At 66.4% G+C, this 26824-nt stretch carries 24 protein-coding genes, 1 tRNA gene, 1 other RNA gene and 2 pseudogenes; 14 read left to right on the top strand and 14 right to left on the bottom strand.

Annotated features, from left to right (window positions below; genetic code table 11):
• The first annotated feature begins 28 nt into the window (after window positions 1-28).
• On the top strand, window positions 29-166 hold the full coding sequence (locus tag AADZ55_RS22300; protein ID WP_165759404.1) for a hypothetical protein: 138 nt from the start codon (window positions 29-31) through the stop codon (window positions 164-166).
• On the opposite strand, the gene AADZ55_RS22295 is transcribed toward AADZ55_RS22300, so the two are convergent.
• Entirely contained in the window at window positions 163-1149 is a 987-nt protein-coding gene (locus AADZ55_RS22295) for an NAD-dependent epimerase/dehydratase family protein (RefSeq protein ID WP_165759408.1), read from the bottom strand. The genes AADZ55_RS22300 and AADZ55_RS22295 overlap by 4 nt on opposite strands.
• A gap of 60 nt (window positions 1150-1209) precedes the next feature.
• On the bottom strand, window positions 1210-1911 hold the full coding sequence (locus tag AADZ55_RS22290; RefSeq protein ID WP_085325660.1) for a cutinase family protein: 702 nt from the start codon (window positions 1909-1911) through the stop codon (window positions 1210-1212).
• 203 nt (window positions 1912-2114) lie between these two features.
• Between AADZ55_RS22290 and AADZ55_RS22285 the strand changes: the two genes are divergently transcribed.
• Complete coding sequence (locus tag AADZ55_RS22285; protein ID WP_085325639.1) at window positions 2115-3404, top strand: serine hydrolase domain-containing protein; 1290 nt, start codon at window positions 2115-2117, stop codon at window positions 3402-3404.
• On the opposite strand, the gene AADZ55_RS22280 is transcribed toward AADZ55_RS22285, so the two are convergent.
• Window positions 3401-4459, bottom strand: a complete 1059-nt coding sequence (locus AADZ55_RS22280) for a dihydrodipicolinate reductase (protein WP_085325638.1) — start codon at window positions 4457-4459, stop codon at window positions 3401-3403. The two genes, AADZ55_RS22285 and AADZ55_RS22280, sit on opposite strands and share 4 nt — an antisense overlap.
• 1233 nt (window positions 4460-5692) lie before the next feature.
• A pseudogene (locus AADZ55_RS22270) lies at window positions 5693-6104 on the bottom strand (lipoprotein LpqH).
• A gap of 111 nt (window positions 6105-6215) precedes the next feature.
• On the opposite strand from AADZ55_RS22270, the gene AADZ55_RS22265 reads away from it, so the two are divergent.
• Window positions 6216-6968, top strand: coding sequence for an enoyl-CoA hydratase/isomerase family protein (locus AADZ55_RS22265; protein ID WP_242670179.1), 753 nt, complete (start codon window positions 6216-6218; stop codon window positions 6966-6968).
• Between the two features lie 39 nt (window positions 6969-7007).
• On the opposite strand, the gene AADZ55_RS22260 is transcribed toward AADZ55_RS22265, so the two are convergent.
• Together AADZ55_RS22260 and AADZ55_RS22255 are read right to left on the bottom strand one after the other, a co-directional pair.
• Entirely contained in the window at window positions 7008-7823 is an 816-nt protein-coding gene (locus tag AADZ55_RS22260; RefSeq protein ID WP_085325637.1) for a hypothetical protein, read from the bottom strand.
• A 91-nt stretch (window positions 7824-7914) separates the two neighbouring features.
• A tRNA-Ser gene (locus AADZ55_RS22255) sits at window positions 7915-8000 on the bottom strand.
• 80 nt (window positions 8001-8080) lie between these two features.
• Between AADZ55_RS22255 and ffs the strand changes: the two genes are divergently transcribed.
• The 3 genes from ffs to AADZ55_RS22240 all read left to right on the top strand — a co-directional run bounded on the left by ffs (window position 8081) and on the right by AADZ55_RS22240 (window position 11406).
• An RNA gene (gene ffs / locus AADZ55_RS22250) (signal recognition particle sRNA small type) lies at window positions 8081-8175 on the top strand.
• Window positions 8176-8235: 60 nt separating this feature from the next.
• The gene (locus AADZ55_RS22245) at window positions 8236-9534 is read left to right on the top strand and encodes an aminotransferase class I/II-fold pyridoxal phosphate-dependent enzyme (RefSeq protein ID WP_085325659.1); all 1299 of its coding nucleotides are present in this window, start codon (window positions 8236-8238) and stop codon (window positions 9532-9534) included.
• Between the two features lie 78 nt (window positions 9535-9612).
• Entirely contained in the window at window positions 9613-11406 is a 1794-nt protein-coding gene (locus AADZ55_RS22240; RefSeq protein ID WP_085325636.1) for a DNA polymerase III subunits gamma/tau, read from the top strand.
• A gap of 16 nt (window positions 11407-11422) precedes the next feature.
• Here AADZ55_RS22240 and AADZ55_RS22235 read toward each other — a convergent pair whose 3' ends face one another.
• Together AADZ55_RS22235 and AADZ55_RS22230 are read right to left on the bottom strand one after the other, a co-directional pair.
• Window positions 11423-12742: a class I SAM-dependent methyltransferase gene (locus AADZ55_RS22235; protein WP_207569104.1), complete on the bottom strand. Its 1320-nt coding sequence runs from the start codon at window positions 12740-12742 to the stop codon at window positions 11423-11425.
• Window positions 12739-14118, bottom strand: a complete 1380-nt coding sequence (locus AADZ55_RS22230) for an FAD-binding oxidoreductase (RefSeq protein ID WP_085325634.1) — start codon at window positions 14116-14118, stop codon at window positions 12739-12741. Before AADZ55_RS22230 ends, AADZ55_RS22235 begins: the two co-directional genes overlap by 4 nt.
• 81 nt (window positions 14119-14199) lie before the next feature.
• On the opposite strand from AADZ55_RS22230, the gene AADZ55_RS22225 reads away from it, so the two are divergent.
• Window positions 14200-14637: an SRPBCC family protein gene (locus AADZ55_RS22225; protein WP_085325633.1), complete on the top strand. Its 438-nt coding sequence runs from the start codon at window positions 14200-14202 to the stop codon at window positions 14635-14637.
• 16 nt (window positions 14638-14653) lie between these two features.
• Here the strand turns inward: AADZ55_RS22225 and AADZ55_RS22220 are convergent, their stop codons facing one another.
• Window positions 14654-15415 carry an Rv3717 family N-acetylmuramoyl-L-alanine amidase gene (locus tag AADZ55_RS22220; RefSeq protein ID WP_207569103.1) on the bottom strand — a complete coding sequence of 254 codons (762 nt, stop codon included), beginning with the start codon at window positions 15413-15415 and terminating at the stop codon, window positions 14654-14656.
• A 98-nt stretch (window positions 15416-15513) separates the two neighbouring features.
• On the opposite strand from AADZ55_RS22220, the gene AADZ55_RS22215 reads away from it, so the two are divergent.
• The 3 genes from AADZ55_RS22215 to AADZ55_RS22205 all read left to right on the top strand — a co-directional run bounded on the left by AADZ55_RS22215 (window position 15514) and on the right by AADZ55_RS22205 (window position 17548).
• Window positions 15514-15984: a YbaB/EbfC family nucleoid-associated protein gene (locus AADZ55_RS22215; RefSeq protein ID WP_085325632.1), complete on the top strand. Its 471-nt coding sequence runs from the start codon at window positions 15514-15516 to the stop codon at window positions 15982-15984.
• An 11-nt stretch (window positions 15985-15995) separates the two neighbouring features.
• Entirely contained in the window at window positions 15996-16607 is a 612-nt protein-coding gene (gene recR / locus AADZ55_RS22210; protein WP_085325631.1) for a recombination mediator RecR, read from the top strand.
• Window positions 16608-16702: 95 nt separating this feature from the next.
• Complete coding sequence (locus AADZ55_RS22205) at window positions 16703-17548, top strand: DUF559 domain-containing protein (protein WP_085325630.1); 846 nt, start codon at window positions 16703-16705, stop codon at window positions 17546-17548.
• On the opposite strand, the gene AADZ55_RS22200 is transcribed toward AADZ55_RS22205, so the two are convergent.
• The 3 genes from AADZ55_RS22200 to AADZ55_RS22190 are packed head-to-tail and all read right to left on the bottom strand — an operon-like array spanning window position 17545 to window position 19614.
• Entirely contained in the window at window positions 17545-18237 is a 693-nt protein-coding gene (locus AADZ55_RS22200) for a type 1 glutamine amidotransferase (RefSeq protein ID WP_085325657.1), read from the bottom strand. The genes AADZ55_RS22205 and AADZ55_RS22200 overlap by 4 nt on opposite strands.
• 4 nt (window positions 18238-18241) lie before the next feature.
• Window positions 18242-19492, bottom strand: a complete 1251-nt coding sequence (locus AADZ55_RS22195; RefSeq protein WP_085325629.1) for a Mur ligase family protein — start codon at window positions 19490-19492, stop codon at window positions 18242-18244.
• On the bottom strand, window positions 19468-19614 hold the full coding sequence (locus tag AADZ55_RS22190; RefSeq protein WP_165759406.1) for a hypothetical protein: 147 nt from the start codon (window positions 19612-19614) through the stop codon (window positions 19468-19470). Before AADZ55_RS22190 ends, AADZ55_RS22195 begins: the two co-directional genes overlap by 25 nt.
• Before the next feature lie 9 nt (window positions 19615-19623).
• Here AADZ55_RS22190 and AADZ55_RS22185 point away from each other — a divergent pair, with 9 nt between their 5' ends.
• Window positions 19624-20613, top strand: coding sequence for a DEDDh family exonuclease (locus tag AADZ55_RS22185; protein WP_085325628.1), 990 nt, complete (start codon window positions 19624-19626; stop codon window positions 20611-20613).
• A 32-nt stretch (window positions 20614-20645) separates the two neighbouring features.
• Here the strand turns inward: AADZ55_RS22185 and leuA are convergent, their stop codons facing one another.
• The gene (gene leuA, locus AADZ55_RS22180; RefSeq protein WP_119184993.1) at window positions 20646-22472 is read right to left on the bottom strand and encodes a 2-isopropylmalate synthase; all 1827 of its coding nucleotides are present in this window, start codon (window positions 22470-22472) and stop codon (window positions 20646-20648) included.
• 215 nt (window positions 22473-22687) lie between these two features.
• A pseudogene (locus tag AADZ55_RS22175) lies at window positions 22688-23145 on the bottom strand (DUF222 domain-containing protein); the annotation flags it as partial.
• A 172-nt stretch (window positions 23146-23317) separates the two neighbouring features.
• Here AADZ55_RS22175 and AADZ55_RS22170 point away from each other — a divergent pair.
• Genes AADZ55_RS22170 through AADZ55_RS22160 form a run of 3 tightly spaced genes read left to right on the top strand, consistent with a single transcriptional unit; the run spans window position 23318 to window position 26775 of the window.
• Entirely contained in the window at window positions 23318-24583 is a 1266-nt protein-coding gene (locus AADZ55_RS22170; protein ID WP_085325626.1) for an aspartate kinase, read from the top strand.
• On the top strand, window positions 24584-25639 hold the full coding sequence (locus tag AADZ55_RS22165) for an aspartate-semialdehyde dehydrogenase (protein WP_085325625.1): 1056 nt from the start codon (window positions 24584-24586) through the stop codon (window positions 25637-25639). It abuts the gene before it with no gap.
• Between the two features lie 29 nt (window positions 25640-25668).
• Window positions 25669-26775 carry a DUF4185 domain-containing protein gene (locus AADZ55_RS22160; RefSeq protein WP_119184996.1) on the top strand — a complete coding sequence of 369 codons (1107 nt, stop codon included), beginning with the start codon at window positions 25669-25671 and terminating at the stop codon, window positions 26773-26775.
• Window positions 26776-26824: the final 49 nt, after the last annotated feature.

Raw genomic sequence — 26824 nt, 5'->3', positions numbered from 1 at the left:
AGACACCGAGCCTGTCACCATGGATTGCGTGGCCACCGCGATCGTGGTGACGTTGGTCGTCCTGCTGGGGATCGGCATCGTCGTCAACGAACTTCTTCGGCTAAAGAAGTGGCTGAAGAATTCGCCCCCCGATGAACAGACGGCAGAACCCCCCGAGCGTACCTAGCTGTCCACGCCGCGCAGGCCCGCGACCGTGTCGGCGACGGTGTCGCGCGGATCCCGGTAGCAGATGCCGAGTTCCTGTTCGCTCGGCGAATCGTCGGACTCCGGCATCTGTGTGTAGTACTGCATCCCCGCAGCGGTGAACGGCGTATTGAAAGGCAGATACGGCCCGGCTTGATCCAGTACCGACCCCGCGACACGCAGCGCGGTATCGGGCACCGGGACGGCTAGCATCGTGGTGCCGGCGACCTCGCCGAGCATTTTCGCGAGTTCGGGCACCGGAACCCGATGACCTCCCGCGGTGTAGCGGCGCGGCCCACGCCCGGGCTCCAACAATGCCGCGTGCAGTGCCGCCACATCTCGGACGTCGACAATCAACCACGCCGCGCCGCGCCCCGGAATGACATGCATCCACAACGCGGCCCGGACGCCCTCCCCGGCTTCACCGAACTGATCACCAACCGGCGGGCCGAGAACCATGCCGGGATAGGTGATGTTCACCGGTGCGCCGGCGTCCTGAAGACCGCGCGCATAGATTTCGACCTGGGCTTTGGATTGTCCGTATCCATCTGTCCCGCCGGCAACCGGCAGATCGGCGCTCAGCGTCGCCAAGTCGCGCCGAAACAGCGCGGTGAAGCTCGACACGTGCACGATCGGATCCATTCCGAGCTCGACGGCTTGACCGAGAACATTCTGGGCGCCCGCCATATTCGTGCTCAGCATCCGCGACGTCGCACGGGGGTCGGTAGCCACCAGCGCGGCACTGTGCACGACGGCGTGGCATCCGGTCAACGCCTCCCGCACCGAGTCGCGGTCCGAGATGTCAGCAACCGCATAGTCCGACACGTCGACGCCCAGTTTCGCGACAGAAGTTTTCAGCCGTGCCGGATCTCGCACCAGGAAGCGGATGGAGTGGCCCGCGTCAGCAATCGCCTTGGCTGTCCAGCCGCCCACGAATCCCGTACCGCCGGTGACCAGAACGCGCATGGTGGCATTCTGCATTGGATCACCGCCCAGCCCGTCGCTGGGGTGGCAGCACAGTTGTCGCTACAGGTGATTTGCGGCGAAATCCGCGCCCTGGCCCACCATGCCATTCACCGCGTAAAGACCGTGCGCGACCGGGCTGTTGCCGTCACCGCAAATCGAATCGCCCTGCGCGCACAACTGGAGCGTTTTCGGCTGATACAGCGGGCCGATGGCGATTGGCGGCGCGCCGTACTGACCCAGGAATTGAGCCGACGGTGCGCCAAAAAGGGTGACCGCGGCGACGTGGTTCGCAATCTCCGGGGCCATCGGCGCCGGCACCGCGTCCGCGGGGACACCCGGCGGTACGGCGGCCGCGGTGACGTACCCGGCGACGGCCGCGCCTTGGGAGTATCCGCCCAGCACTTGCCTGGTGTTGGGGCAGCTTGTCGCGATGGTCTGGATATGAGAACTCGCGTCGCGAATCCCGTCGATGACCGTCTTGGGGAAGTCGCTGCTGGCGAAGTCATTGCTAGCGGGGTAATTGACGGCGTACACCCCGAGCGACCGGGCACCAATCTGTGCACGCAGCGCATCGACGAATAGTCCTCCGACAGCGCCAATACCGGGTGGCTCCGCGGTGCCGCGGGCGAACACCACCTCGACGTCTGGACACGGTTCGGCGGACACCGTCGGGACGGGCAAACTCAGGAGGGCAGACGTGGTCAGCGCCGCTGTCGCGCCCACCGCGACCGCAAGCCGGCGAGCCAATTTGATGACGTCCATGCGTACCCAACCGTGTCGCGCCATAGCTGAACCCTTACCTGGCCTCGATGCTAGTTGGAATTTGGGATAGCCAGAAGATCCATTTCTCAACCCTGGTGGTTCGTCGGGAGGCTTGAAGGCGGGCGTTCGATTGCCGGGATTTGCGGGCCTGAGCTGGCTGATAACGTCACTGCCGTGAGTGCACCGCATCGGGAAGAGGCGCCGTGACACCCACCACCGTTCTCGTCACCGGCGATGGTTTGCCTCGCGGTGTTTCCGGTGCCGCCGACCCGCACTTCGCCAACGTGGTCAAGCTGTTTGTGCAACTGTTTCCCGGGCGCCGTTTTGGCGGCGGAGCCCTAAGCGTCTACATCGCGGGCCGGCCGGTCGTGGACGTCTGGACCGGGTGGTCGGACCGGGCCGGCACCGAATTCTGGACCGCAGACACCGGAGCGATGGTGTTCTCGGCAACCAAGGGTGTCGCGTCGACGGTAATTCACCGGCTGGCCGATCGGGGCTTGCTGTCCTATGAGACGCCCGTCGCCGAATACTGGCCGGAATTCGCCGCCAACGGCAAGGGTGACATCACCGTGCACGATGTCATGCGGCATCGATCCGGGCTTTCGCACCTGAAGGGCGTCACCAAAACGGAATTGATGGATCACCTCCTAATGGAGCGGCGGTTGGCGGCGTCGGCTCCCGATCACCTGCGCGGCGTGCAGGCATATCACGCGCTGACCTACGGATGGCTGCTGTCCGGACTGGCCCGCGCGGTGACTGGTCAGGGCATGCGCGAATTGATCCGTCAGGAGGTTGCGCGTCCGCTCAAGACCGACGGGTTGCATCTCGGCCGCCCGCCCGCCGGCTCGCCGACCAAGGTCGCGCAGATCCTGCTACCCCAGTCCAAGCTGCCCACCCCGATTTTCAACTTCATCGCGCCGAAGGTGGCCGGGCTGCCGTTCTCCGGCGGCTTCGGCGCGATGTACTTTCCCGGCGTCAAATCCCTTGTGCAAGGGGACACCCCGTTCCTGGACGGTGAGGTCCCCGGGGCCAACGGTGTGGTGACCGGCCGCGCCTTAGCAAAGATGTATGGCGCGCTGGCCAACGATGGCCGGATCGACGGAAAGAAGTACCTATCCAAAGAGTTGGTGCGTGGTCTGACCGGGCGGCCGCGAATCGCGTGGCCGGACGCGAACCTGGTGCTGCCCATGCCCTTCCACCTCGGCTACCACGAGTCGCCGGTTCCGGGCGTACTCAACGGGTTCGGGCATGTCGGTCTGGGCGGCACCCTCGGCTGGGCCGATCCCGACACCGCCAGCTCCTTCGGCTTCGTGCACAACCGGCTGTTGACGCCAATGCTGTTCGACATGGGGTCATTCGCGCGCTTGGCCCGCCCGCTGCGCACTGCCATCGAAGCCGCTCGACACACGGGCTTCCTCGAGGTCCCCCAGCTGGGCGCGACCTACTCCAAAACCGCTGCGGTCCCGGACAAAGCGGCCGCGGGTGAGGCTTAACTCGCCGGCACCACGCCGCGGGGAAGGGTCAGCGGAAGCTCGTTGTAGGTGACGATGCCGGGTGGGGCGGCGACGACGGCCGGTATCGCGTGGACCGCGGGCATCGCCGTCATAATGTGGCCGAGCACCATGAAGTCGGCGATCGTCTCGGCCTGGAAGTACGGCGGCGGCAGAAAGCCGACGGTGGTCTTCACCGTTGGCTGCCCATCGATCTGGATGACCCAGCCGTCTTGGTCGATCTTCCAATCGGGTTCGAGCGTCTGCCCTTTGCGCCACCGGACATTGAGCTCGACGACGGGCTTGCCGCCGAGCACCCCCTGCCAGCTCGCGTGGACACCCGCGACGCATCCCGCGGGTATGGTCCAGGACCCGAGGTCGAGATCGGCTGTGGTCTGGGCATACTCGGCCCGGCAGTGGACGTCGTCGAGTTCGACGCCCAGTGCGTCGGCGATCAACCGGACGGCTTCACCGAAGATGGCCGTTCCGCGTGCGGTCATCGCCGCCAGCTCCGGGTGATCGATCGGCTGGCCGAAGCCCACCGGTTGCTCCGTCGCCGGGGAGTCGTAGAACGTGGTGTCGGCGGCCTCGTGGACGGTGACCTTGTCGACTCGGTTGCAAACCATCGCCGACACGATGGTCAGCAGCTCGGCGAAGCCGGGGCTGACGCCGGATCCGAAGATCGTCGCGCCGCCCCTGTGGCAGGCCTGCAGGATCCTTTCGCGGCCGAGGCCCAGATTGTGCCCGGTGATGAAGGACGCCGTCGTCACCACGTTGACGCCCGCCGACAGGATGCGGACCAGCTCGTCGACGTCAATCCACATCGGGTTGTAAACCACGCAGTCCGGCTTCCGGGCCAGCAGCGCGTCGACGTCGTTGCTGGCGGCCACCCCTAGCGGCGCAATGCCACACAGCTCGCCGACGTCCCGACCGACCTTCCCCGGCGACCAGGCGTAACACCCCACCAGTTCGAGCGCGGGGTTGGCGGCGATCGCCCGCAGCGAGCTCTTGCCGACATTTCCGGTGGTCCATTGCACGATCCGAAGGATGTTTGGCACTCGCTCAGCATAGGGAATGCTCTGGGCGTCGGTAGCCGGATTCGCTAGCCCGGGTTTCGGCCGGGAAGGCGCCCTCGGCTGGCCGGTCCAACCGCGCCCGCGCCCAGCGGCGGATCCGCCCCCGCGTTTGGCGGGATTCCGTGCCCGCAGATGTGTCGGCGCCGACGAGCACCGATGTATCCGGCCAATCATGGTTCCAGGCCGCCGATTCCGTGATCGGCCGCTGGCGTGCGTCGACCGGGGGGAGCACTGCGCGGCCGCGCCACTGACGCCTCCGGACTGCACGCGCACCGCAACACCGGTCGCCGGATCCGGCCCGATGACCGCCGCGTGCACCACCCCGACCACGACCGGTTCGGCCGCCTCGACGGCCCAGTCGACGGTGTCCGCGGCCGCATCGAAGAGCCCGGGCGGAACCGCAGCCCAGTTGATCGAGGCCGCCAGCGCGTAGTCCGCTCGTCGCCCGGTGTTCGGGGCACCCGTGGCAAGCGAATCCTCAAGAGAAGCAGACAATTCCGGCCACCCGACGCCGTCCACGCCAATCTCGTCGGCAAGCTCGGCACCCGCTCGCGCCAGGTCGCGTATCCGCGGATCGTCGGCCTGGGCGTGGGTGACCAGCGCGGCGGCGTGCGGCGAAAGCAGCTCCACCGCATCCGAATCCAGCGTGTCGTCGGTAAACAAGTCCTGCATGCCGATCGTCAGCAATGCGACCGCGACGTCAAGCAGGGCACGATCCAGGCCGGCGATACCGTCCCTCCGACTGGCCGGCCACCACCGTCGCTGCCAATGGCCCACGGCTAGCCGCCGAACCGGGGCGACCGATCCCGGCACGATGTCGATCCCGGTTAGCTCGACGCCGTGTGGTTCGTCGACCGCGCGGCCGTGCACCGCGGCCGCGAAGGCCACGTGCCCGGACTCACCGAGAACGCGCCACAGCCAGTCGGCGCGGGACAGATCGGTGAAGGTGATCCGGGTTGCGGCGTCGTCGGGCGGGTCGTCGATCGCCGAGGACAACACCGCGCCGCTGACTTCCAGCACCGCGGCCAGCGGCGATTCCGCTGTGCCGGGCCCGGTGTGCCAGAGGCCGGATTCGGTGACCAATCTCATCCGGCCACCTGCCGTTCCAGCTGCGATTCCAGCACGGCCTTGATCCGCCGCGGATCGACACGGCTGCATCACAAGTCCGCGGCGGCGGCCGTGCGCTGCACGCCCGCCGCCCGGAGTACTCCTCGGTCAACCGCAGGTCACCTTGATGTTGAACTCCTTGGTGATCATGTCGGCCATCGGGTTCTTCAAATCAGCGTCCTGTGCCTGACCCGTGGTGGTGTAGGTCTTGCCGTCCACCGTCACCTTGGCCGATCCGACCTTCGTACCCCATGTTGTCGCTGACCGATAAGGCGTTGCCGTCGACAACTAACGCCAGCGATTCGACCCTCGGCGTGGACTCGTCGGTCAGCACCACCGCCAGCGCCTGTCGCTGGCCCCCGGTCGACCCGCTGCCGATGCCGATCTTGTTGCCCTGCTTGACGCAGGTCACCGAGGCGGGGTCCAGGCCCGGCAGGTCGGTGCCGCCCACCTGGACCTGGGTCCGGCTTCGACTTCCTTCCGTTTTGCGCCGCCCCGTTGGCGTCGTCACCTGGAGCAAGTACAGAACGTCCGAACCGCTACCGATCCCAACATCGGCACGGATTTTCCGGCTAGCCGCTCTTCGGGCGGTCCACTTGGCGCATCCCGCGCGGTGATGGAGTCTGTCACTGTGATCGATGTCCAGGTTGTGAAAACCACGCCAGCGCACGTGCGAATGTTGACCCTGTCGTCGGGACGGGTCAACGCCCTCGATGTAGAGCTGCTAGAAGAGCTGACCGGGGCCCTTGGCGAGCTGCGGCGGTCAGGCGGCGGCGCGCTCGTCGTCACCGGTGCCGGCCGGGTGTTCTGCGCCGGCGTGGACCTCAACCGGGTGCTGCGAGGCGGGGCGGACTACACCGATCGGCTGATCCCGGCCTTGTCGGCCGCGTTTGAGGCGATGTTCAGCTATCCGGGGCCGACGGTGGCCGCGATCAACGGCGCCGCCATCGCGGGCGGGTGTGTGCTGGCGTGTGCCTGCGATCGCCGCTTGACCAGCCCCGATGCGCCGATTGGGGCATCGGAGGTACGCGTCGGTGTGCCGTTCCCGGTCGCCGCGCTTCAGGTCATGCGCTACGCATGCGGGGACCGCGCCGAGGAGGTGGTGCTCGGGGCGCGCAATTATCGAGGAGCCGAGGCTATCGCCTGCGGCCTTGTGCACGACGTTGTCGCTGAAGGTCTCATCGAGGCGGCGGTTGCGGAAGCATCCGGCCTCGGCGAGATCCCCGCCGACGCCTACCGCCATACCAAAGCGCAGCTGCGAGCTCCCACTCTGGCGCGGATCCGTGCGTCCGGTGATATCGATCGCGAGGTGCGCCAGCTGTGGGGTGCTGATCAGACGCGGCAGCGCATCGCCGACTTCCTAGAACGTCTGGCGCGCCGCTGACGCGCTCGGCTTCGCCGCGCTTGCGATCGCCACGGTGGTCTATTCCTCGACCTCGGCGACCTTGACACCGCCTCGCGTGCGTCTGCGCCGATGTGAGGTTTTGCCGGTGGGGCGGCGATTCCGTAACCCGCCCCGGGGCTCCTCGCCAGCACCGGTCTCGGCGGCGGGGGCTTCCTCGGCGGCCGAATCGGGTTCGGTTTCGGGGCTTTCCGGGCTTTTCGTGCCAGCCTCGACGGGCTCCTCCTCCGCCTGCGCTGCCGGCTCGGCTTCTTCCGCGTCGCCAGCCTTGACCTCGATGGCCTCTTCGGCCTCTTCGGCTTCGTCAGCTTCTTCGGCCTCTTCCGCCTCGGCCGCGCTGCCCTTGTCGCTCTTCTTGCGGCGAATACGTCGCTGCTTGGGCTTCTTCGCCTTGAGCGGTTTCGGCGGTGGCGGCGGCAGTTCGGCGACAAACGACAGGTAGAACGCGAAGAACCCGAGCACCGCAATCGCCGCGGCCGCCCCGTAGATCCCGAACAACCACTGGCCGGCGGCGTCCAGGCTGATCCAGACCTCGCTGATCGCGGTGCCGATGATCAGCACACCGGCCAGTACATGAGCCACGATCGACCAGGTTCTAATCGACAACGCCAGCTGCGGAGTGCCCAGCTCCGGTTTCCGGGTGCGCAACAGCGTGAACACCACCGGCAGCGCGGCCAGGCCGACCAGCGCGCCGGTCACGATCCGAAGCGTCGTCCCCAGCGAATGCGAGGTGTCACCCATCAGCTCGGGCCAACGGGGCAATACGAAATAGAAGTAGAGAACGCCAGCGCCGATCGTGAACAATGCATGCCACAGCATCGCGACCTTGCGCCCCATACCCCTCCTCATGCTGGTGGGCTCGAGCCATCCTAAGGCCACCAGAACCCACGTCGTGCTTGCCCGCGCCTCGAAATGGTGCGACCAATTGCGGAGGATGCGGGATTTGAACCCGCGAGGGCTGTTAACCCAACCCGCGTTCCAGGCGAGCGCCATAGGCCACTAGGCGAATCCTCCGCAGGATATGGTAGCCGCTGAGGCCGTTCCGGTGTTCCGCGGTCGCCGGTGGCGGTTCCAGCCCAGGTATTAGACTCGCCGGTGGACCCCGCGCGGCGTCTATCCTGTGAACTCCCCCAGGGCCGGAAGGCAGCAAGGGTCAATGGGCTCTGTCGGGTGCGCGGGGTCCCCTTCGGTCGGGGGCCCGACTGGACCCCGGTATACCCACGGTTTTCGACGGCGAAAGGGCCGCATGGTGTCGTTCGATTCGCTCAGCCCTGCGGAGCTAGCGGCTCTGCATGCTCGTCACCAGCAGGATTATGCGGTGCTGCAGGACATGAGGCTGGCCTTGGACCTCACGCGCGGCAAGCCGTCCGCTGAGCAGCTCGACCTGTCCAATCAGCTGCTGACCCTGCCTGGAAACGACTACCGCGACCCGGAGGGCACCGACACCCGCAACTATGGCGGCCAGCACGGCTTGCCCGCGCTACGGGCCATATTCGCCGAGCTGCTCGGTATCCCGGTACCGAACCTGATCGCTGGCAACAACTCCAGCCTGGAGTTGATGCACGACCTCGTCGCCTTCTCCATGTTGTACGGCGGCGTGGACTCGCCGCGGCCCTGGAAGGACGAGCCGAGCGTAAAGTTCCTCTGCCCGGCGCCCGGCTATGACCGGCACTTTGCCATCACCGAGACGATGGGTATCGAGATGATCCCGGTCCCGATGCTGCAGGACGGGCCAGACGTCGACCTGATCGAAGAACTGGTGGCCGTCGACCCGGCCATCAAGGGAATGTGGACGGTACCGGTCTTCGGCAACCCCACCGGGGTTACCTATTCCTGGGAAACGGTTCGTCGGCTGGTCCAGATGCGGACGGCAGCAGCTGACTTTCGCTTGTTCTGGGACAACGCGTATGCGGTCCACACCCTGACGCTGGATTTCCCCCGCCAGGTCGACGTGCTCGGGCTGGCCGCCAAGGCCGGCAACCCCAACCGGCCCTACGTCTTCGCGTCCACCTCGAAGATCACCTTCGCCGGCGGCGGCGTCAGCTTCTTCGGTGGATCGCTGGGCAACATCGCCTGGTACCTGCAGTACGCCGGGAAGAGGTCGATCGGCCCGGACAAGGTCAACCAGCTGCGGCATCTGCGCTTCTTCGGCGATGCCGATGGGGTGCGCCTGCATATGTTGCGCCATCAGCAGATACTGGCGCCGAAATTCACGTTGGTGGCCGAAGTTCTGGATCAGCGGCTAAGCGATTCGAAGATCGCCTCCTGGACCGAGCCCAAGGGCGGCTATTTCAGCAGCCTCGACGTGCTGCCCGGCACCGCGCGACGGACCGTCGCACTGGCCAAGGATGCTGGCATAGCGGTTACCGAGGCGGGTGCGACGTTCCCGTACCGAAAAGATCCGGAGGACAAGAACATCCGGGTCGCGCCGACACTCCCATCACTGGCGGACCTGCGTAACGCGGTTGACGGGTTGGCGACCTGCGCGCTGCTGGCGGCAACCGAGGCATTGCTCAACCAGGCGACCCCGGCGCCCACTGCGCGGTGAGGGCCGGAGATTCTGCCCCGCTTCCTGCGCCGCCCCTCCTGGGTCGGCATCGTCGCCCCGCGCCGGTAACCTGCTGACGTGGCTCTCTACCGCAAGTACCGACCGGCAACCTTCGCCGAGGTGGTGGGGCAGGAGCATGTCACCGAGCCGCTGTCGATCGCCCTGGACGCCGGCCGGATCAACCACGCGTACCTCTTCTCCGGGCCGCGCGGCTGCGGAAAGACGTCGTCGGCGCGCATCCTGGCGCGGTCGTTGAACTGTGCGCAGGGTCCCACCGCCAACCCGTGCGGGGTCTGCGAATCCTGCGCCGCGTTGGCGCCCAACGCGCCCGGCAGCATCGACGTGGTAGAGCTGGATGCCGCCAGCCACGGCGGCGTGGACGACACCCGCGAGTTACGGGACCGCGCGTTCTACGCACCGGCCCAGTCGCGGTACCGGGTGTTCATCGTCGACGAAGCGCACATGGTGACCACCGCGGGCTTCAACGCGCTGCTCAAGATCGTGGAAGAACCGCCCGAACACCTCATCTTCATCTTCGCCACCACCGAGCCGGAGAAGGTACTGCCGACGATTCGGTCGCGCACCCATCACTACCCGTTTCGGCTGCTGCCGCCGCGCACCATGCGCGCGTTGCTCGCGCGGATCTGCGAGCAGGAGCGCGTCGTCGTCGACGATGCGGTGTACCCGCTGGTCATCCGGGCCGGCGGAGGTTCCCCTCGGGACACTCTCTCGGTGCTGGACCAGTTGGTAGCCGGCTCCGAACACGGCCCGGACGGCAGTCAGGTGACCTACCAGCGCGCGCTGGGGCTGCTGGGGGTCACCGATGTCGCGCTGATCGAGGATGCGGTCGACGCGCTCGCCGCCTCGGATGGGGCCGCGTTGTTCGGGGCGGTCGAATCGGTGATCGACGCCGGCCACGACCCACGGCGCTTCGCCACCGATCTGCTGGAACGATTCCGCGATCTGATTGTGCTGCAAGCGGTTCCCGACGCGGCATCCCGCGGGGTGGTGGATGCGCCCGAAGACGTGCTGGATCGGATGCGGGAGCAAGCGGCCCGGATCGGGCCGGCGACCCTGACCCGATACGCCGAAGTGGTGCAAGCCGGGCTGGGTGAGATGCGCGGTGCGACGGCCCCGCGTCTGCTCCTGGAAGTGGTTTGCGCGCGACTGCTGCTGCCGTCGGCGAGCGACGCGGAATCGGCTCTGTTGCAACGGGTCGAACGGATCGAGACCCGGTTGGATATGTCGATACCGGCCGCGCAAGTTGCACCGGCAGCACCGGTTGCACCGGTTGCGCCCACCTCACCACCCCGGCCAGCCGCGGCTGCCGAGCCGAAACACGAGCCAGCGGCCGAACCGGCTCCGGTGCCAGCGCCAGCAACGGCCCCTGGCGAACCCAACGCGGCGGCGGTTCGGTCCATGTGGCCGACGGTGCGCGACAAAGTGCGGAAGCGTAGCCGCACCACCGAGGTGATGTTGGCGGGCGCCACCGTCCGTGCGGTAGAGGACAACACACTGGTGCTAACCCATGATTCGGCACCGCTGGCGCGGCGGCTGTCCGAGCAGCGCAACGCCGATGTCATCGCCGAGGCCCTCAAAGACGCGCTGGGAGTCAACTGGCGGGTGCGGTGTGAGACCGGTGCGCCGGAGCCGGCGGTGGGCACATCATCCGCTGGCGGAGCGGCGAATTCGTTGCCGCCCAAGGCGGAAGAGCCCGCCCCCGAAGCGAATTCCGCTCAGCACGACGAAGAGGAGCACATGCTTGCCGAAGCCGGCCGGAGCGACTCGTCGGCTCCGCGTCGGGACCCGGAAGAGGTTGCGCTCGAGCTGCTGCACAATGAATTGGGCGCCCGCCGCATCGACAACGTTTGACGGCGACCTGGCGAGCTTACGGCTGCCACCAGGGCCGCAACGGCAAGTTGTCGCCGCCCGTGGTGTCCATCTTGGTGGCCAGCACGTGATGCAGCTGCAAGTTGTTTTGTTCGAAGGCCACCCGCGAAGCCGCCATGTACAGGCCCCACACCTTGGCGGTTGCCAGGCCGACCTCAGCGACCGCGTCGTCCCAGTGTTCGACGAGGTTGCGGCACCAGTCGCGCAGCGTCATGGCGTAGTGATGGCGGAAGTTCTCTGCGTGCAACACCTCCAAACCGACCTCCTGGATCTCGGTAACAATGCGTCCCGAGCCCGTCAGCTCCCCGTCGGGGAAGACGTAGCGGTCGGTGAACCCGCCGGCAAAGGAAGTGGACCTATTGTCGTGGCGGGTAATGCAGTGATTGAGCAGCAGGCCGCCGGTGCGCAACTTCGACTTCAGGAATCCGAAGTAGAAGGGGTAATTCTTGATGCCGATGTGCTCGGTTAGCCCGATCGACGAAACCGCGTCGAAGCCGATCTCGGCCACATCGCGGTAGTCGGAGTGCCGCACCTGCGCGAGGTCGGCCAATCCTTCGTCCTCGATCGCTTGCTGCGCCCACTTCGCCTGCTCGGCCGATAGCGTGGCACCTATCACCCGGACGCCATGTCGGGCGGCGTAGCGCACCATGCCACCCCAGCCGCAACCGACGTCGAGGAGGTGGTCACCCGGCTGTAGCCGCAACTTCTCGAATATCAGCCGGTACTTGTTCTCTTGCGCCTCTTGCAGCGTCGCCTCTTCGTTGGGATAGACCGCGCAGGTGTAGGTCATCGACGGCCCGAGCACCCACTCGTAGAAGGTGTTGGAGACGTCGTAGTGGTGATGGATGGCCTCGGCGTCGCGGGTTTTACTGTGCAGCAAGCCATTAGCGATCCGGCGCCACCGAGGCGGCGTCTCCTGCGGTGGCGGCGCGATCGGCAGCAAATGCTCCACGCCGATTGAGCGCACGACATTGGCCAGCACTCGCGCCGACGGCCGTTTGAAGTCAACCCGGTCGGTCAGCGTCTTGAGCAGTTCGTATGGATCGCCGGGATGCACACCGTGCGTCTGCAGGTCGCCCGATATGTAGGCGCGGGCAATTCCGAGTTCGCCGGGAGCGGTGGCCAGGTAGGTGGCGCCGCGGGGAGTCCGAAGGTCCAGGCCCAGTCGCGCGTCGGGTTGCCCGGCGGTGCTGCCGTCATACGCCGTGAACTTCAGCGGTTGCTGCCCCGTGGCGGTGAAGATCGCCAGGATCTCGGCCATGCTCAGTTTGCCCCAAGAGATGCGGGTGGGCTGGCTCGTCTCCTTTGTCGCTGTCATCGTCGTTGCACCACCTTTGCGTAGAGATCCAGCAGACGCGAATCGGGATCATAAGCCTTCTTTACGATGTTGTACGCCTCACCGCCATAGAGTTCATCGAATTCCTCGCGGGTGTAGTAGGAGTCGGAGTACAGCGATTTGTGCCCGTCGAGTGCACTCACCTTCTCCTCGATCTTGCGGTTGGTGGCGCCCTCGGTGGCGCCAACCGGCACCGATGACCAGAACCCGATGTTGACGTAGCTGTGGTCCGGCCGGATCGGATACAGCGGCCAGCCGGCGTGATCACGAAGCCGTAACGGGCACAACCAGATTGGCGAGATGGGCACGAAGTCTGCGAACCACTCCAGAAACTCGCAGGTCCGTTCGATTGGCACCTCGACGTCCTGTACTACCCGCTCCCGTGCGGGACGACCCTTGCGCTTCTCGATCCGGGCGGTGATTCCGAAGCGCTGATCGGCAGCCACCAACTTCCAGTAGACACTGCTGCGCCGGTAGCGCCGCGGCCACCAACGGCGCAGCCGCGGGTTCTGCGCACCAAACGATCGTGAGCACCAGAACCAATCGGTGTCCCAGCGCCAGAAGTAATCGTGGATGGTCAACCGGTCTTCTTTGGTTTCCGTATCGTGCTGGATCGACCGGTAGTAGATGTCTCCGCCGGTGTAATCACTGACCGGGCCCGGCGTCGTCGTTTGCGTGCCTATGCACAAGTAGCTTTCGTCGGGGCTGAAAACCACCCCATCGAGATAGTCCACCGGCTCACCGTCCACTCCGCCGGTATCGATGATCCGTTCCATCGCGGCGACCATCGCTGTCAACGAGTGAAAACGGATGTGCCGCAGTGTGACGAACGGACTGACCGGCTCCAGCTGGATTCGAAGCCGAGTTGAATATCCCAGTGTGCCATACGAATTAGGAAACGCACGGTACAGATCGGAGTGCTGGTTGGGCGATACGGTGAGAAGTTCGCCGGAGCCGGTGAGGATATCCATCTCCAGCACCGATTCGTGGGGTAGGCCGTTGCGGAACGACGCCGATTCGATACCCAAGCCGGTGACCGCTCCGCCCAGGGTGATGGTCTTCAGCTGCGGAACCACCAGTGGCGATAGGCCGTATTGCAGTGTTTCGGCGACCAGGTTCTCGTAGGTGCACATGCCGGCCACATCGGCGGTGCGGGCCTCGGGATCGATACCGATGACACCGGTCAGTCCTGACACATCCAGGCCTCGCGCATCGCGTTTGACGCGGGCGCGGAACAGGTTTGAGGTGGACTTGGCGAGGCGGACGGACGCAGTCGCGGGGATGGATCGATAACTTGCCAGCAACTGCTCGACGCCGGCGGCGTAAGCCGACTGTGCAGATCCAGGGACAGGCACCACATATACCCTAGTCCTCGACTACCGTCCCCGCATAAGCGTGCCGGGCGGTGCCCGCAACCACAACAGAGGAGTTGGGCCCTGATGGGACAGGTGAGCGCAGCCAGCACGATCTTGATCAATGCCGAACCCGCGGCCGTGCTCGACGCGCTGGTCGACTATGAAAACGTACGCCCTAAAATCTTGTCCCCGCACTACAGCGAGTACCAGGTGCTCGAGGGCGGCAAGGGGCGGGGCACGGTCGCCAAGTGGCGCCTGCAAGCGACCGAATCACGCGTTCGCGACGTGCAGGTCAACGTGGACATTGCGGGGCACACCGTCATCGAGCAGGACGTGAGCTCGTCCATGATCACCAACTGGACGGTGGCGCCAGCGGGACCCGGTTCCAGCGTCACCGTAAAGACCACCTGGAACGGCGCGGGCGGGGTCAAGGGCTTCTTCGAAAAGACCTTTGCGCCGCTGGGGCTGAAGAAGATCCAGGCCGAGGTGCTGGCCAACCTGAAGAGCGAACTGGAGAGCTAATTCCTGGCCACGCGGGCTAACGCGCCAGGCCCTGGGTGGCCAGAAAGCCCGCGACGCCGCGCAACAGGGCATTGGCGTACCTTTGCCTACCCTCGGTGGACTCCATCAACGCCGAATCTGCGGGGTTCTTCATGTTGCCCAGCTCGACCAGGATCGACGGATACTGCGCCAGGTTCAGGCCGGCTAGGTCCGAACGCCCGTACAGGCCGTCCTTCCCGATGTAGTTCGCCTTCGGAATCCCCGAGGCCTGCAGCTGGTCGCGCATGATCTCGGCGAACCGCACCGAGGGACCGGCCTGGACAGCGTTGAGCGGCGGGGCCGAATAGTTGACATGGAATCCGCGGCCGGACGCTGGCCCGCCGTCGGCGTGCAGGCTGACGATTGCGTTGGGGTGCAACGCGTTGGCCATGTTGGCGCGCGCATCGACACACGGTCCAAGCGCGTTGTCATTACCGCGTGACAGGGCGGTCCGTACCCCCAGCGCATTCAACGCGGCCCGCAGTCGCAAGGCGGTTTCCCAGGTGAAGGTGTGCTCCGGATAGCCGCTGTTGCTCGACGTTCCACTGGCTTGGCAGTCCTTGGTGCCGCCGCGACCGGTGGGCACCTGGTTGCCGATGGATGCGTCGTTGGCTCCGTTGTGGCCGGGATCGATGAATACGACCATGCCCGCTATGTTGGAGGGGGTTGCGGTCGCGGCCGGGATAGTCGGTGTCCACGTGGCGACGATTACCCCGACGACCACGGCGAATCCGACACGCAGGCCAACTCGTACGTCCACCGCGCAAAGGTAACGTGGCGCCGTCTAGGCTGAATGTTCCGAATCGCCGGGCAACCGCAGGCGAAACCAACTCGAGACCAAGATGCTAGGGGACTGTCATGCAACCCGGAGGCGATATGTCGGCACTGCTCGCCCAGGCGCAGCAGATGCAGCAAAAGCTATTGGAGGCCCAGCAACAGTTGGCTAACTCTGAGGTGCACGGTCAAGCCGGTGGTGGCTTGGTCAAGGTCGTCGTCAAAGGCAGCGGCGAGGTGATCGGCGTGACGATCGACCCCAAGGTCGTCGACCCGAACGACATCGAGACCTTGCAGGACCTGATCGTCGGTGCGATGCGCGACGCATCTCAGCAAGTTACGAAGATGGCACAGGAGCGGTTGGGTGCGCTGGCCGGCGCGATGCGCCCGCCGGCGCCACCGGCCGCGCCGCCCGGGCCGGGCATGCCAGGAGCACCCGGTATGCCAGGAGCACCGGGTATGCCAGGAGCACCGGGTATGCCAGGAGCACCCGGTATGCCAGGAGCACCCGGTATGCCAGGAGCACCGGGCGTACCACCTGCGCCGGGGGTCTGACCTGAACCGACATGTTTGAGGGACCCGTCCAGGACCTGATCGACGAACTCGGCAAGTTGCCGGGGATCGGACCCAAGAGCGCGCAGCGCATCGCCTTTCATTTGTTGTCGGTCGAACCGTCGGACATCGACCGGCTGGCCGCCGTGCTGGCGAAGGTTCGGGAGGGCGTGCGGTTCTGTGCGGTGTGCGGAAACGTCTCCGACGACGAGCGGTGCAGAATTTGTTCGGATACCCGTCGAGATGGCGCTGTGGTGTGCGTTGTCGAGGAGCCGAAAGATATCCAGGCCGTGGAGCGCACCCGAGAGTTCCGCGGCCGCTACCACGTCCTGGGCGGGGCGCTCGATCCGTTGTCTGGAATTGGTCCTGAGCAGCTGCGGATCCGCGAGCTGCTGAGCCGCATCGGTGAGCGGGTCGACGATGTCGACATCACCGAGGTGATCATCGCCACCGATCCCAATACCGAGGGTGAGGCGACCGCCACCTACCTGGTGCGGATGCTGCGCGACATCCCCGGCCTGACCGTGACGCGGATCGCCTCCGGGCTGCCGATGGGCGGCGATCTGGAGTTCGCCGACGAATTGACCCTCGGCCGGGCCCTCATCGGCCGCCGCGTGCTTGCCTGATTCGCCGAGCCTGTAGTTGACGTGCGGTCCACTCGAACTATTGCACGCCAACTACAGCCTCGGTACGTGTCGGTTGTTGCTGTCAGCATGGCCGCGTGCGTGAGGTGTTCCTTGGCAGTGAAGCGCTGGCGCAGGGCCGGCTCACCGAATACCAGCTGCGTCGGTGGCATCGGGCCATATTTCGTGACGTCTTCGTCCGGAAAGAGCACGAGCCGTCGCTTCGCGACCGGATCGAGGGAGCGTGGTTGCGATCCGGGCGACGAGGTGTCATCGCCGGTGTCGCTGCCGCTGCGCTGCATGGTGCCCAGTGGATTGACGACGACGTTCCGATCGAGCTGATCTGGTCCAACACCAGGCCGCCGCCCGGGCTCATCGCTCGTGCCGGGACGTTGGGCGACGACGAGATTTGCCGTGTAGGTGGCCTGCCGGTCACGTCACTGGCGCGCACCGCGTACGACCTCGGTCGGCATCTGCCGCGGGGGCAGGCCGTGGCGCGCTTGGACGCGCTGTCGCGGGCGACGCCGTTCTCAACCGAAGAAGTGTTGTTGCTGGCCAAGCGCCGCGCGGGGGCGCGTGGTATTCGGCGGTTGCGGGCTGCGTTACCACTTGTCGACGCCGGCGCGGCGTCGCCCAAGGAGACCTGGCTGCGGTTGCTCTTGATTGACGCAGACTTTCCAGCCCCGACCACACAGATACCGGTGGTCGACCGGTACCGCACCGTGGCGGTGCTCGATATGGGTTGGGAGAAATTCAAGGTGGCCGTCGAGTATGACGGCGACCACCACCGCAGCGACCGCCGCCAGTACGTATGGGATCAGCGGCGGCTGCGCAAACTTGCGGAGCTGGGCTGGACCATCATCCGAGTGATCGCCGAGGATGCGCCCGACGGCGTTGTGCTGCGGGTACGTGAGGTGCTCGTTGCCCGCGGTTGGCGGCCCTAGGCGCGCAACCGCTCGCGACGTAACAGATCCACCTCGGGCAGATCCAGTGGCGCCAGCTCACCCACAACCGTGCTCAGCAATAGGTCGGCCAGCTCGGGGTTTCGCGCCAGACACGGCCCGTGCATGTAGCTGGCGACCACGCTGCCCTGCGCCACCCCGTCAACCCCGCCGCCGGCCCGGTTACCCGCACCCTTGAGCACCGCGCCCAGCGGTGACGCCGCGGATCCGAGGACGGTACCGCCTCGGTGGTTCTCGAAACCGGTGAGGCGTTGCGTCAAGCCGGCCAGCAACGGCTTGCTGACCAGCTCGCCAATGGTGCGCGCCTGCTGCGGCGACGTGGTGACGTCCAGCATGCCCACGCCGTCGACCCGTTCCCCCGACGACGTTTCGTACCAGTGCCCGAGCACCTGGATGGCCGCACAGATCGCCAGCACTGGGGCACCCCGAGCCGCGGCGCGTTGCAGGCCCGGATACCGAAGCAGGTGCCGGGTGGCCAAGCGCTGCGCGTAATCCTCCGCGCCGCCCAGCGTGTAGAGGTCCAGCGACTCCGGTACCGGATCGGCCAGCGTGATCTCGATGATCTCGGCGGCGATGCCGCGCAACAGTAGCCGCTGCCGCAGCACCACGGCGTTGCCGCCGTCGCCGTAGGTGCCCATCACGTCGGGCAATACCAGCCCGATCCGCACCATTGATTCAGCCATGGCGCGCCAATCTGCGCTGCAGCTGAAGGAACGCGGTGTAGTTGACGACGACCTCCACCCGCCCGGGCGGGCATGATGCGATGGCTGCCACGGTGTCGTGCACCAGGGTGTGCTTCACTCCCGCATACCCGAGGCGTACCGCCAGGTCGGTGCCGCGTTCGCCGGCGGCCACGACTGGGGTCGCTTTGAAGGACTCCTCGAAGTGCTCGAAACGCACATCCCAGAGCCAGGACAGGTCCTCGCCGTCGGGCACCTGCCCGTTAACCGAGATGACCACTCCAGCCGCGTGCTTGTCCACCATCGACAGCGCTTCCTGCCAGCCGGCTGGATTCTTGGCGAGCAGGATGCGCGCTTCGTGCCCGCCGATCCGGACGGTCCGGTAGCGCCCGGCGACCTCGTCAACTTGGGACACCGCGGCGACGGCCACAGACGGGTCGGCACCCAGCGTGACGGCTGCGGCGACGGCCTCAGCGGCATTGCCGCGATTCACCGTGCCGGGCAGTGCCAGCCGCATCGGCAGGGCCAGCCCGTCGGGCCCGTACAGGGTGTTGTCGTCGAACCACCAGTGCGGGCTGGGTCGCTTGAAGTCGGCGCCGGTGGAATACCAGTGGCCCTGTTCGCGGACGATCACCTCACCGCTGCGTGGGCAGCTGACCGAGTCGTTCGACCATGCGCCACCCGCGGCCACCCATACGACGTTCGGGCTGTCGTAGGCGGCCGACGTCATCAGCACGTCGTCACAGTTTGCGACCACGACCGCGTTCGGGTGCCGGGCCAGGCCGGCGCGCAGCGTGCGCTCGATCACGTTGATCTCACCGACCCGATCGAGTTGATCGCGCGACAGGTTGAGCAAAACGACGACCGCAGCTTCTACTGCATCTAAGACGTGCGGCACGTGCATCTCGTCGACTTCCAGCGCCGCCATCTTGGCGTGGCGGTCAGCGGCGAGCGCGGCCACCAGGCCGGCGTCCATGTTGGCCCCCTCGGCGTTGGTGGCCACTGAACCGTTGGGGTCCGACGCTGCCAGCGCGGCAGCAGTCATCCGGGTGGTCGTCGACTTGCCGTTGGTACCGGTGAGCACGACCGTGCGCCGGCCCGCCCCAAGCTGGCGCAGAATCGAACGGTCCAGGGTCATCGCGACCAGGCCGCCGATCATCGCCCCGGCCCCGCGTCCGGTTACCCGCGACGCCCACCGCGCGCTCGCGCCGGCGGCGAGGGCTAGGTGTGCACGGGTGGTAACCACCCGGGCAGTTTAAGGGCGATCGCAAGCTCGGCGCTTTTTGCCGAGTGCAGCGGGTCGCGCTCATCCCATTCGAATGCCGACACGATGCGCAGCGACCAGGTTATGTCGGTCGGACGTGCCATCCTCAACGTGTGAGCCACACCTGGGGACGGCCGGCCAGCCACCCGGACCGGGGTTGGGCCGTCATCGACGTCGAGACCTCGGGCTTTCGACCGGGCCAGGCCCGGATCATCAGCCTTGCAGTGCTGGGTCTGGACGCCCTCGGCCGGCTGGAGCAATCCGTGGTCAGCCTGCTGAATCCGGGTGTGGACCCGGGCCCCACCCACGTGCATGGCCTGACCGCTGCCATGCTCGAAGACCAGCCGCAGTTCGGCGATGTAGCCGATGACGTGGTCGAGGTGCTGCGTGGGCGCACTCTGGTGGCGCACAATGTCGCGTTCGACTACGCCTTCCTGGCTGCCGAAGCCGAGATCGCCGAGGCCGAACTCCCGGTCGACTTTGTCATGTGCACGGTCGAGCTGGCCCGCCGACTGCAGCTCGACATCGACAATCTACGGCTGGAGACGCTTGCCGCGCATTGGGGCGTGACCCAGCAACGGCCGCACGACGCATTCGACGACGCCCGGGTCTTGGCCGGCATACTGGCAGCCGCCCTAGAGAGCGCGCGTGAACATGACGTTTGGCTGCCGGTACACCCGGTGACCCGACGCCGGTGGCCCAACGGCCGGGTGACCCACGACGAGCTGCGACCGCTCAAGGCGCTGGCTGCTCGGATGACCTGTCCCTATCTCAACCCGGGTCGCTATGTCCAGGGCAGGCCGCTGGTGCAGGGAATGCGGGTCGCGCTGGCGGCCGAGGTAAGACGGACCCACGAGGAACTCGTCGAACGGATCCTGCATGCCGGGCTGGCCTACGCCGATGCCGTCGACCGCGAGACCTCGCTGGTGGTGTGCAACGATGCCGCCCCCGAACAGGGCAAGGGATATCACGCCCTGCAGCTAGGGGTGCCAGTGGTTTCCGACGCCCAATTCATGGCCTGCGTTGGTTCCGTCGTCGGCGGCAACAGCATGGAGCAATTCACCGACGCCACCCTGGTCAACGAGCAGTTCGCCCTGTTCTGAGCACGCTCCCGGACGGGCCAGGCTAACGCCACCTAGCGGGAAGCCCGGTTGACCGCCGATACCACGGCCCGCAGCGACGCGGTGGTGATCGACGGCGCTATGCCCACCCCCCACACCGTGCGTCGCTCGCCGTCGGCAGGACGACCCGTGCCCACGGACGCCTCCACATAGGCCGCGGCCTGAGCATCGTCGCCGGCGCTCATTGCGTGCTCGGAGTAATCCAGCACGGCCACGTCGAACCCGACCTCCCCCAGTGCGTGGACGAACGCGGCCAGCGGGCCGTTTCCTTCGCCGCCGATCTCGGTCTCGACGCCGTTGATCTTGACCGTCGCTGTGATGCTGGTGGTGCCGGTGTCCTCCTCCGGGGCATCGACGCGTTGCTTGATCCGCTCCAGCGGCCACACCGGGGCCAGGTACTCCTCGAAGAACGCGTCCCACATTTCCTTGGGTGTGACCTCGCCCCCTTCTCCCTCACTGATCTTCTGGATCAGTTGGGAGAACTCGATCTGCAGCCGTCGCGGCAGGACCAGGCCGTGGTCGGCCTTCATGATGTAGGCCACCCCCCCCTTGCCGGACTGCGAGTTGACCCGGATTACGGCTTCGTAGGTGCGTCCGACGTCCCTGGGGTCGATCGGCAGGTACGGCACCTGCCACAGCATGTCGTCGACGTCGGTATCCGCAGCATCGGCGTCGAGCTTCATCGCGTCCAGTCCCTTGTTGATGGCGTCCTGATGGCTACCGGAGAACGCGGTGTAGACCAGGTCCCCGCCATAGGGGTGGCGCTCGTGTACCGGCAGCTGGTTGCAGTACTCCACCGTGCGCCGGATTTCGTCGATGTTGGAGAAGTCGATTTGCGGGTCCACGCCTCGGGAGAACAGGTTCAGTCCCAGCGTGACCAGGCATACGTTGCCGGTGCGCTCGCCGTTGCCGAACAAGCAGCCCTCGATCCGGTCCGCACCGGCGGCAAAGCCCAGTTCGGCTGCGGCGACGGCGGTTCCGCGGTCGTTGTGCGGATGCAAGCTCAGGATGACCGCCTCACGATTGGCCAGATTGCGGCTCATCCATTCGATCGAGTCGGCGTAGACATTGGGCGTCGCCATCTCCACGGTTGCGGGCAGGTTGAAGATGATCGGGTTGTCCGGCGTCGGCGCAATGACCTCGCCGACGGCATCGCATACCTGTTTGGCGTAATCCAGCTCGGTTCCGGTGTAGGACTCCGGCGAGTACTCGAACCGCCACCGCGTGCCCGGGTACTTGGCGGCCTGCTCGACACACTTGCGGGCGCCGTCGATCGCGATGGCCTGCACCGCGGCTCGGTCGGCGCGAAAGACCACGCGGCGCTGCAGGATTGACGTGGAATTGTAGAAGTGCACGATGGCTTGCGCGGCGCCTTCGCACGCCTCGAATGTGCGCTCGATCAGCTCGGGACGGCACTGGGTCAGTACCTGGATGGTGACGTCGTCGGGAACGGCGCCCGCGGTGATGATCTCCCGGACAAAGTCGAAGTCGGTCTGGCTGGCCGACGGGAACCCGACCTCGATCTCCTTGTACCCCATGCGTACCAGCAGGTCGAACATGCGGCGCTTGCGGGCGGGGCTCATCGGGTCGATCAGTGCCTGGTTGCCGTCCCGCAGATCCACCGCGCACCATAGCGGTGCCCGATCGATGACACGGTCCGGCCAGGTGCGGTCGGCCAGCCGGATGAATTCGACCTCCTCGGCGAATGGCCGGTACCGGTTGACCGGCATCGACGAACCCCGCTGCGGATTCCACCCCGGCTGGCCGGATCTGGGTGGACCCGCGGGTTTCACGATGGTGCGGACTGACTGATAGACGTCGGGTGAATGAAGATTGGTCACGGTAGTTGCTCCGGGGATGTCAGATGGACTCTCAGACCGGCGCATCGCGAACGTCCCGCGACGGGAAGCCGGTCTGGATCAGACCCCGTCGCGGCGTCCGAGAAGGAGCACCCGCTGCACGCTTTGAACTCTACCGCGATCGGCCCGGAGGCCAAAACGCGAGATCAGAACGGCGGTGGGTCGTCGTTGGTGTGGGGTGGGGCGGGTCCGGTGTGTCGGCGCACCGCGTCCGCATCGGCTTTCGCCACGATCCGATCGACCTGGGCGGCTCGGCGCGGGTCATTGAGGGCCCAGCGCGCCACCTCGACCGCGAGTTCGGTGTCCACGGCGGCCAGCACGTCGGGGTTGGTGATCAGATCGGTGCGATACACGATGGTCGGGAACAGCCGCACATCTATGTCACCGGCGCGGAACACCGCGGCCAGCTTCGGGAGTCGTTCGCGCATGGCGCGGGCGTAGCGCAGCCGGTGGGCCAGTGCGGCGCCCACCGGCTTCCTCGGTGTCGATGGCCCAGTCCTCGGTGTCCGGACAGCGCGAGCCGGTAGCCGAACAATTCCCCGATCGCGGCCCGTTGCGCGGAGGCGGCCCGGTTTTGTATCCGCGCCAACACGCAGATCTGATCCACCAACTCCGCCGGCTCTGGTGTGGTGGCGGGATAGTGTCGTTCGAACAGCTCGTCGAACTGTGATGTCTCGGGACATCACAGCCGACATCTGCTGACGCGGCCGGCCTCCGGTCGGTTGACCGGCGCTCATACCCCCGACCATCGAAATAAATCCAGATGCGCCGGCACGTATTCTGTTGTGGACTTACCCAGGCGGGGACTGGCACGGGGAAGGGAAAAAGTGGCGCTCGTCGTGCAGAAGTACGGCGGATCCTCGGTGGCCGACGCCGAGCGGATTCGCCGCGTTGCCGAACGCATCGTCGAGACCAAGAAGCAGGGAAACGATGTGGTCGTCGTCGTCTCCGCGATGGGTGACACCACCGACGACCTGCTTGACCTGGCTCAGCGGGTATGTCCGGCCCCGCCGCCCCGGGAACTGGACATGCTGTTGACAGCCGGCGAACGCATCTCAAATGCGCTGGTGGCCATGGCGATCGAATCGCTCGGCGCGCACGCCCGGTCGTTCACCGGTTCGCAAGCCGGCGTCATCACCACCGGGACCCATGGCAACGCGAAGATCATCGACGTCACCCCGGGACGGCTGCAAGCCGCGCTCGACGAGGGACGGGTTGTCTTGGTTGCCGGCTTCCAGGGGGTCAGCCAGGACAGCAAGGACGTCACCACGCTGGGGCGCGGCGGGTCGGATACCACGGCGGTGGCCCTGGCCGCGGCGCTGGGCGCCGACGTCTGCGAGATCTACACGGACGTGGACGGCATCTTCACGGCCGACCCGCGGATCGTGCACAACGCCCGCAAGCTGGACACGGTGACATTCGAGGAGATGCTCGAGATGGCCGCCTGTGGCGCTAAGGTGCTGATGCTGCGCTGCGTGGAATACGCCCGCCGCCATAACATTCCGGTGCACGTCCGGTCGTCGTACTCGGACAAGCCGGGCACCGTCGTTGTCGGATCAATCAAGGACATACCCATGGAAGACCCCATCCTGACCGGAGTCGCGCACGACCGCAGCGAGGCCAAGGTGACCATCGTCGGAATTCCCGACATCCCAGGGTATGCGGCCAAGGTGTTCCGGGCCATCGCCGACGCGGACGTGAACATCGACATGGTGTTGCAGAACGTCTCCAAGGTCGAGGACGGCAAGACCGACATCACCTTTACCTGCTCCCGAGACGTCGGACCGACCGCGGTGGCCAAGCTGGACTCGCTCAAGGACGACATCGGCTTCACGCAGCTGCTCTACGACGATCACATCGGCAAGCTGTCGCTGATCGGCGCCGGCATGCGCAGCCATCCGGGGGTTACGGCGACCTTCTGCGAGGCACTGGCCGCGGTCGGCGTCAACATCGATCTGATCTCTACTTCGGAGATCAGGATCTCGGTGCTGTGCCGGGACACCGAGCTGGATAAGGCTGTCGTCGCGTTGCATGAGGCGTTCGGGCTCGGCGGCGCGGAGGAAGCAACGGTCTATGCGGGGACGGGCCGGTAAATGGGCGACCTGTCCATCGGGGTAGTGGGTGCCACCGGTCAGGTGGGTCAGGTGATGCGCACGCTGCTCGACGAACGGGAATTCCCGGCGACATCCGTGCGGTTCTTCGCTTCGGCCCGTTCGCAGGGGCGCAAGCTGGCCTTCCGTGGTCAGGAGATCGAAGTCGAAGACGCCGAGTCTGCGGACCCGAGCGGGCTGGACATCGCGTTGTTCTCCGCCGGCTCGGCCATGTCGAAGGTACAGGCGCCGCGGTTCGTTGCCGCCGGTGTGACGGTGATCGACAACTCGTCGGCGTGGCGCAAGGACCCCGACGTGCCGTTGGTGGTCTCCGAGGTGAACTTCACAAGAGATGTCGCCGCCGGGCCCCGGTCTCTCAAAAAAGGCATCATCGCCAACCCGAACTGCACCACCATGGCTGCGATGCCGGTGCTCAAGGTGCTGCACGACGAAGCCCAGCTGGTACGCATGGTTGCCTCGACCTATCAAGCGGTGTCCGGCAGCGGCTTGGCCGGGGTGGCCGAGCTGGCCGAGCAGGCGCGCGCGGTAATCGGCGGCGCCGAGCGACTGGTCCACGACGGCGGCGCCGTCGAATTCCCGGCGCCCAGCAAGTACGTCGCGCCCATTGCGTTCAACGTGGTGCCGCTGGCCGGATCGTTGGTGGACGACGACTCCGGCGAGACCGACGAGGACCAGAAGCTGCGCTTCGAGAGCCGCAAGATCCTCGGCATTCCCGACCTGCAGGTCAGCGGCACCTGTGTGCGGGTGCCGGTGTTCACCGGCCACTCGCTATCGATCAACGCCGAATTCGCCCGGCCGATCTCACCCGAGCGATCCCGCGAACTGCTCGACGCCGCCCCGGGCGTGAAGCTGGTCGACGTGCCGACGCCGCTGGCCGCCGCGGGCGTCGATGAATCACTGGTCGGCCGCATCCGGCAGGACCCGGGTGTACCCGACGGGCGTGGCCTGGCGCTGTTCGTCTCGGGGGACAATCTACGCAAGGGGGCGGCACTGAACACCATTCAGATTGCCGAGCTGCTGGCTGCCGAGTTCGGTTGAGTTCTGTTCGGGCCGCGCTTTTCGCTGCGCTGTGTTTTGTTGCACCGCAATGTTTTTGGACTGCGCACGCGGATCCGCCGGCTCCGGCGCCGCAGCCGATCCTGCCTCCGCTGACACCGGGTCAGGTGGTGCGGATCGGTCCGACGGCCGGCACCGGAACCCGCACCGGGGATTACGGCGTCGGGGCCACCGATCTGTGCGAGTTCGTCGAGTTCCCCACTCAACTGCTGCAGGTTTGCGGTGACAGCTTTGCCGGTCAGGGTGTCGGCTTCGGCGGCTGGTACGCGCCGATCGCGCTGCACGTCGACGTCGCTTCGGTCGACGACCCGGGCGGGGTGCGCTACACCGGCGTCACCGGAGTCAGCAAACCGCTGCTGGCCGATGCCACGCCGCCGGGGACTTCCCAGTTGCCCGCCGGGGTCGTGCAGATCAACCGCCGCAACTATCTGCTGGTGACCACCACCGAGAACCTCGAGCCACTGAACTCGCGGCTGGTGAAGGTCGAGCCGGCGCGCGGCGGGTGGCAGACCGTACCGGGGTCTCGGCGCGACGACTCATACCAGGACGGTCGGCAGACGCAGATCAGCGGGTACTACGACCCGATCCCCACGCCGGATTCGCCGACCGGGTGGGTGTACATCGTGGCCAACAGCTTCACCCGCCGGCAGCCGGCGGTGCTGTATCGGGCTACCCCGGAGGCGTTCACGGACCGCTCCCGGTGGCAGGGCTGGGCGTCAGGACCCGACGGCGGGTGGAACAAGCCGCCGACACCGCTATGGCCCGACCAGGTCGGCGAGATGAGCATCAGGCAGATCGACGGCCAGACCGTGCTGTCGTATTTCAACGCCACCACCGGTGACATGGAAGTGCGGGTGGCCCACGACCCCACGGCCCTGGGCACCGCACCGGTCACCACGGTCGTGCAACACGCCGACTGGCCCGATCCGGCGGAGAGCCTGCCGCCCCCGTACGACAACCGGCTCGCGCAACCGTATGGCGGCTACATCTCGCCCGGGTCCACGCTCGATGAGTTGCGGATTTTCGTCAGCCAGTGGGATACCCGCGCCCGGGTGAACGCGCCGTACCGGGTGATTCAATTCGCGGTCAACCCGTTCAAGCCCAGCTCGGAGGACTAGCCCGGCCGGCGGCGGTGGTGGCTCACAGCTGCTACATAACTGGCACATA

The organism is Mycobacterium decipiens (assembly GCF_963853665.1).
Lineage (GTDB): Bacteria > Actinomycetota > Actinomycetes > Mycobacteriales > Mycobacteriaceae > Mycobacterium > Mycobacterium decipiens.
This window is presented reverse-complemented; position numbering and strand designations above follow the sequence as displayed.